Below are 6,035 nucleotides of genomic sequence, written 5' to 3'. Positions count from 1 at the left end.
AGGCGTCCTTCGCCGGCGACGCAATGTTCGGCGAAGCATCCTTCTCCGGTGACGCCACGTTCGGCGGAGCGTCCTTCTCCGGCACCGCCTCCTTCGGCAGGGCGTCCTTCTCCGGCGACACCAGGTTCAACCGGGTGTCCTTCGCCGGCGACGTCCGGTTCTTCGAGGCGTCCTTCTCCGGCAACGCCACGTTCCAGGAGGCGTCTTTCTCCGGTGACGCCACGTTCGGCGGAGCGTCCTTCTCCGGCACTGCCACGTTCAGCGGAGCGTTCTTCTCCGGCGACGCCGAGTTCGGCGGGACGTCCTTCTCCGGCAACGCCATGTTCGACTGGGTGTCCTTCTCCGGTGACGCCTGGTTCGGCGGGGCGTCCTTCTCCGACAACGTCGGGTTCGGCGGGGCGTCCTTCTCCGGCGACGCCATGTTCAGCGGGGCGCGATTCGAAACGGCGTCGCACGTGGGGCCGCTGGTATGCAACAAGCAGGTGATACTGGACGTTGCGGTATTCCAGCAACCGGTGACATTGGAGATCGCCGCCCGTCAGGTGACCTGCGCACGCACGCGATGGGCGTCGACCGCCACGCTGCACCTGCGCTACGCCGAGCTGGACCTGAGAGACGCGGTCTTCGAATACCCCGTGTTGGTCGCCACCCGACCCACCCCCTTCCCCCGGTCTCTGTGGCCTGGCGTGTTGCCAGAGTCGGGGTTGTCCGGTCTGGAGCCCGGCGTGCGCCTGAGCACCCTCGGCGGAGTGGATGCCGCGCACCTGGCACTGCACGACATCGACCTGAGCGGATGCCGGTTCGCCGGCGCCGTCCACCTCGACCAGCTGAAGGTCGATGGCTGGTGCACCTTCGCCGTCACCCCCACCGGCTGGATCCGCCGCTTCCCCTGGCGGTGGAGCCGGCGCAACACAGTGATCGAGGAACACCATTGGCGAGTGCGCACCGCCCGCGACCTCGACCGGGCCATCGCCCGAGGCTGGACTACTCCGCCGCAGGATGCTCCGGAACTGAAGCCGGCGGCGGTGGCAGCGCTGTACCGGCAGCTGCGCAAGTCGCTGGAGGACGGTAAGAACGAGCCGGACGCCGCCGACTTCTACTACGGCGAATGCGAGATGCGCCGCCACGACACCACCCGGCCTCGGGGGGAACGGGCGCTGTTGAGGCTGTACTGGGCCTTGTCCGGGTACGGGCTGCGTGCCACCCGCGCACTGACCTGGTTGGGAGCGGCCATGGCCGTCACGATCGCGGTGATGATCCTGTGGGGCCTGCCCGCCGACGATCCGAGGCCGACCACCACCGGCCGCCAGGTCGCCGTGGGGCAGAAGATCTCCCTCACCACCGCCACCCCCGACCCGGTCAACCCCAGCGGTCCGCTGACTGAACGCGTCACCGCCGAACGGTTCGAGAAGAGTTTGCGGGTGGTGATCAACTCAGTCATCTTCCGCTCCTCCGGACAAGACCTCACCACGACCGGCACCTACACCGAGATGACCTCCCGGCTGGCCGAACCCGTCCTCCTCGGCCTGGCCGTCCTCGCCATCCGTAGCCGCGTCAAACGCTGACTTCTGTCCTCACGCGGCAGAGACCGAGGAGTCAACGGCCGCCGGGCACTGAAGTGATCGGTACCCCTACATCGCGCGGGGCGCCGCACGGATGATCTCGGTACCCAGGTCACAGGACTGCCCGCTGAGACTTCCCGTGCGCCCCGGCATCGGCAGCAGATCCCCGTGGCTGGTATCTACCGCTGTGGCTGGATGTGATGCATGGTGGTGCGCGTGGGATCATCGGCCCCCCGGGTGGTCCCCCTCGCGGGGCCCTGCCGTGCTGTCCGGCCGGCAGGGCCCGCCGCTGCCTCCCGGCCTCCCGCGGCTTTTTCGTCACCGCCATGCGTCGGGCCCGCCGCCTCGCCACTCGATCAGTTCGGTCCGGTCGACGTCCGTCTCATCCCAGCCTCGCAGGCCGACCTGCTGCATGAACGCGACTACGTCCGTGATGCTGTGGGCAATGCCGACGAAGCGGCTGCCGATCCGGACGCGTCGGCCGCCGTCCTCGGAGGGCGGGCAGACGACGGCGGAATGATCAGTCGCCATGGTGTCAGGGGGGTGGCGGTCAGCCTCGGGTCGCCTGCTGAGGTGGTCAGGCTCAGGAGAGGCCGCCCCTTGGTCCAAGAGGCGGCCGTCGCAGCGTGACTCAGCCAGCCTGCGCGGTGTCCCGGAGTTCGTGGACGCTGGCCGTCAGGGTGCCGTCCTCGCGCCCTCGTCCGCCCGCGCGTCCGTACGTCGGGCAGGGCGCGGGCGGGCCGTCCAGACCGTGCCGCGCGCCTCGTACTCCAGCATGGCCTCCAGGCCGAGCGCGGTGTCGACGCCCAGCTCGCGGCGGGCCAGCCACAGGGCGAGGTCCAGACCGGAGGTGACGCCTCCGGCGGTGACCAGGTCGCCGTCGTCGACGACCCGGGCGTTCTTCAGCAGCCCGCCCTGCTCTTCGAGGTCCTGCCGTGCCCGGTGGTGGGTGGTGCAGGGCCGGCCCCGGGTCAGGCCGGCCGCGGAGAGCAGCATCACCCCGGTGCACAGGGCGCTGATGGTGAGTCCCGGGCGAGGGGCCTGGGCCAGGGCCCGGGGCAGCGCTCCCCGCCGGATCTCGGCCCAGACCCCGGGGTCGTCCCGGCGGGCGTAACCGCCGCCCGGGACGACGAGGAGATCGGCCTGCTCCGGCGCCCACGCGTGGTCGACGCGCAGGGTGGTGCCGAAGGCGGCCCTGACGTTGCGTGGGCCGTCGAGGGCGACGTAGCGCACGTCGACGGAGCGGTCGGTGAAGTAGTCGGAGGCGGCGAGCACTTCGTAGGGGGCGGACAGGTCCAGTTCCTCGACGCCGTCGAAGAGGACGACGTGCACGCGGAAGGGTGCGCCGTCGCCGCGCGGCGAGGGGGCCGCGGCGGCAGTGTGCGGGGCGGCGCCGGCGGCGAGGCCGGCGGCACCGAGAGCGGTCGTGCCGCGCAGGAGGGTGCGTCGTTTCACGGATCGTCCCTTTCGCTGGGTGGGGGGTGGGAGCAAGAAGGGGCTCCTGGAGGCCAGGCGGCCCGGTCGGTGGGTCAGCCGGCGAGGGGCTCGTCGGCGAGGTACGGGGGCGCGGGGTCGTACTGGAGCTCGCGGCGCACGGCGCGTGCGTGGTCACGGCCGTGCAGCCGGCCGACGAGCCAGAGCGCGCTGTCGATCCCGGCGGAGACGCCCTGGCTGGTCAGGAGCCGGTCGTCGACGACGTACCGGGCATCGGACACGACGGTGACGTCCCCGCGTGCCGCGAGGGCCGCCTCGTACTGCCAGTGGGTGGCCACCCGGCGGCCGCGCGCCGGTCCGGCGGCGTGCAGCAGGAAGACGCCGGTGCAGACCCCGACCACCCACTGGGCCCGCGCGGCCCGGTCGGCGAGCCATCCGGTGACGCGCGGATTGTGCGGCTCGGGCTCCCGGGCCCCGGAGCCACCGGGGACGAGCAGGACATCGAGCGGCGGGTGGTCGTCGAGGGTGCGGTCCGGCAGCACGCGCATGCCGTTGGCGCAGCGCACCGGGCCGGGCCGTTCGGCGAGGAGCATCGCGGTGTCGGCGCCGTCGCGCAGCGCCGCGGAGGTGGTGAGGACTTCCCAGGGGCCCGCGAAGTCGAGTTCCTCCGCGGTGTCGAAGAGGAGGATGCCGTAGGTGGTCATCGCTGAGCCGTTCGGTGTCGGGGCTGCCGCGGGGAGCGGTGCCGGAGGTGGCGGACACGGTTCTGGCGGTTCGCCGGGCGGCGGTACGGCGCCCGGATCAACGGGTGTTGACGGTGCCCCGGCGCTGGTACTCCAGCACCTCCTCGGCGAAGACGGCCGTGTCCGGCCCGAGGAACCGTTCGAGCAGCCAGATGCCGAGGTCGATGCCCGAGGTGACACCGCCGCAGGTGACGAGGTCGCCGTCGTCGACGACCCGGCCACCGACCACCTGTCCGCCCTCGCGCCGCAGGTCCTCCTGGGCGATGTGGTGGGTGGTGCACCGGCGCCCCGCAGTCAGTCCGGCGGCGGACAGCAGCATGGTGCCCGTGCACACCGCCCCCAGGACGAGGCCCTTCCTGGGGGCCGCCCTCAGGGCGCGGGGCAGGATGCCGCGCCGGATCTCCCGTTGCAGCCCGGAGCCGTCGCCGTACCCCGCGCCGGGCACGATGATCACGTCGGCCGAGCGGGGTGACCAGGCGTCCCGGCACAGGATCTCCATGCCGGCCGCCGTCCGCACCCGCCGCACGCCCTCGGCGTGCACGAAGGACTGGGCGACGAGGTCCTCGCCGGCGATGCCGAGGACCTCGACGTGACCGGCGAAGTCCTGCTCCTCGACGCCGTCGTAGAGCACGGTGTGGACGCGCAGTGGCCGCCGCGTCCGGTCGCCGGTGCGCGGGAGCGGGGCGGGGTCAGGGGTGGACATGGGCGTCTCCGGGTGGACGTGGCAGCGCGGTGTCCGGCGGCCGGCGGAAGCGGGAACGCGTTCAGTCTTCCGACGGCCGGTGACCGACGACACCGGCGTGCGGGCCGATCATGCGCAAGATGCGGCCAGCCCCCGAGGCCCGCCGCACGGCTCACATGCGGAAGGTGTCCCGGTACGCGGACGGGGTCGTGCCGACCTGCCGGGTGAAGTGGTGGCGCAGCGCCTCGACGGAGCCGAAGCCGGTCTCGTCGGCCACCCTCGTCAGCGGCAGCGCCGTCGTCTCCAGGAGTTCCCTGGCGCGCTGCACGCGCTGGGCGAGCAGCCAGCGCAGCGGGGTCGTGCCGGTCTGGGCGCGGAAGTGCCGGGACAGGCTGCGGCGGCTCATCATCGCGTGCGCGGCGATGTCGGCGAGGCTGAGCGGCTCGTTCAGCTTGCCGCGCATCCACTGCAAGGTGTCACCGAGGTCGGCCGAGTCGTCCTCGGGCGCCCGGTACTCGATGAACTGGGCCTGGCCGCCGGTCCGTTGCGGCGGCATCACCAGCAGGCGCGCGACCGCCGCGGCGGCCGCCGCGCCGTGGTCGCGGCGGACCATGTGCAGGCACAGGTCGAGGCCGGCGGCGATCCCGGCCGAGGTCAGCACCCGGCCCTCGTCGACGTAGAGCACGGACGGGTCGACGCGGGTGCCGGGGAAGCGTTCGGCCAGCCGGTCCGCGAACCGCCAGTGAGTGGTCGCGCGGCGGCCCTCCAGGAGTCCGGCGTGGCCGAGGGCGAAGGCGCCGGTGCAGATGGAGGCGATGCGCGCCCCGCGGGCCGCCGCCTCCCTCAGCAACCGGACGGCGCGCGGATCGGGGACGCTGTCGTGGGGGATGCCGGGCACGACGACGGTGGCCGCGTCGAGGACGTCGTCCCAGCCGTACGGGGCGGAGATGCTGAACGGCTGTGCCGGGCCGGCCATCGCCGGCAGGGCCCGGTCGGCGCACACCCGCACCTCGTAGGCCGGTGTCCCGTCGTCCCGGGCGGCGAACGCGAACACCTGGCAGGGGATGGCCAGATCGAAGGCCGACACCCCGTCGAGCGCGAGAACCGCAACCACCTGCATGCGACCGGAGCCTAGGCCACGGCCCGGCTCGCCGGAATCACGCGGGAGAACTCGGGGCGGACCGGACGCCGAGGGGATCGAGGCGCTCATCGCCCTCGCGCGCGACAGCGAGCGGGCGGTCGGGGAGCGGCGCGGGCGGTCAGGCGTCAGGGCAGGAGCCGGGTGCTCAGTCCTGCGGCCGGTGCGGCGGGGCGGGGGTCTGCGTCTCTCCGCGGATCACACGGGGCGCGGCCGGTTCCCCGCCGTCCTTCATCGCCCTGCGCTCCGCCTTGAGGATGCGCGCCGCCTTGCCGGCCGACCGGGCCAGCTCCGGGCCCTTCCTCGCGGCGATCACGGCTATGACGACGATGAGGACGACGGCCAGCTCACTCAGTCCGAACACTGCGTTCCTTTTTCAGCGGGTGCGGTCCAGGCCCGCGACGCGGACCCCCGAAGGCAAGCTACAGCACTGTAGAAAACCCGGACAGTGGCTCCAGCCTCGCGGTTTACGATGT

The 6,035-nt window shown here is 72.7% G+C and carries 7 protein-coding genes; 1 reads left to right on the top strand and 6 read right to left on the bottom strand.

Annotated features, from left to right (window positions below):
• Window positions 1-1,565 (top strand): pentapeptide repeat-containing protein (locus CCN42_RS15075; protein ID WP_211294712.1); only part of this gene is annotated, 1,565 nt, incomplete at its 5' end.
• 315 nt (window positions 1,566-1,880) lie between these two features.
• On the opposite strand, the gene CCN42_RS15070 is transcribed toward CCN42_RS15075, so the two are convergent.
• From CCN42_RS15070 to CCN42_RS15045, 6 genes are all read right to left on the bottom strand, one after another.
• Window positions 1,881-2,093, bottom strand: coding sequence for a hypothetical protein (locus CCN42_RS15070; protein ID WP_086736124.1), 213 nt, complete (start codon window positions 2,091-2,093; stop codon window positions 1,881-1,883).
• Between the two features lie 144 nt (window positions 2,094-2,237).
• On the bottom strand, window positions 2,238-3,017 hold the full coding sequence (locus CCN42_RS15065; protein ID WP_086736122.1) for a DJ-1/PfpI family protein: 780 nt from the start codon (window positions 3,015-3,017) through the stop codon (window positions 2,238-2,240).
• A 74-nt stretch (window positions 3,018-3,091) separates the two neighbouring features.
• On the bottom strand, window positions 3,092-3,700 hold the full coding sequence (locus CCN42_RS15060) for a DJ-1/PfpI family protein (protein WP_086736121.1): 609 nt from the start codon (window positions 3,698-3,700) through the stop codon (window positions 3,092-3,094).
• 97 nt (window positions 3,701-3,797) lie between these two features.
• Entirely contained in the window at window positions 3,798-4,442 is a 645-nt protein-coding gene (locus tag CCN42_RS15055) for a DJ-1/PfpI family protein (protein WP_086736119.1), read from the bottom strand.
• A 151-nt stretch (window positions 4,443-4,593) separates the two neighbouring features.
• Window positions 4,594-5,541, bottom strand: coding sequence for a GlxA family transcriptional regulator (locus CCN42_RS15050; RefSeq protein WP_086736118.1), 948 nt, complete (start codon window positions 5,539-5,541; stop codon window positions 4,594-4,596).
• 166 nt (window positions 5,542-5,707) lie between these two features.
• Window positions 5,708-5,923: a twin-arginine translocase TatA/TatE family subunit gene (locus tag CCN42_RS15045; protein ID WP_086169125.1), complete on the bottom strand. Its 216-nt coding sequence runs from the start codon at window positions 5,921-5,923 to the stop codon at window positions 5,708-5,710.
• Between the last annotated feature and the right edge of the window lie 112 nt (window positions 5,924-6,035).

The sequence above is a fragment of the Streptomyces glaucescens genome, assembly GCF_002154375.1.
Classification (GTDB): Bacteria; Actinomycetota; Actinomycetes; order Streptomycetales; family Streptomycetaceae; genus Streptomyces; species Streptomyces glaucescens.
Note: the sequence above shows the minus strand (reverse complement) of the source record. Positions and strands in the feature narration are given on the sequence as shown.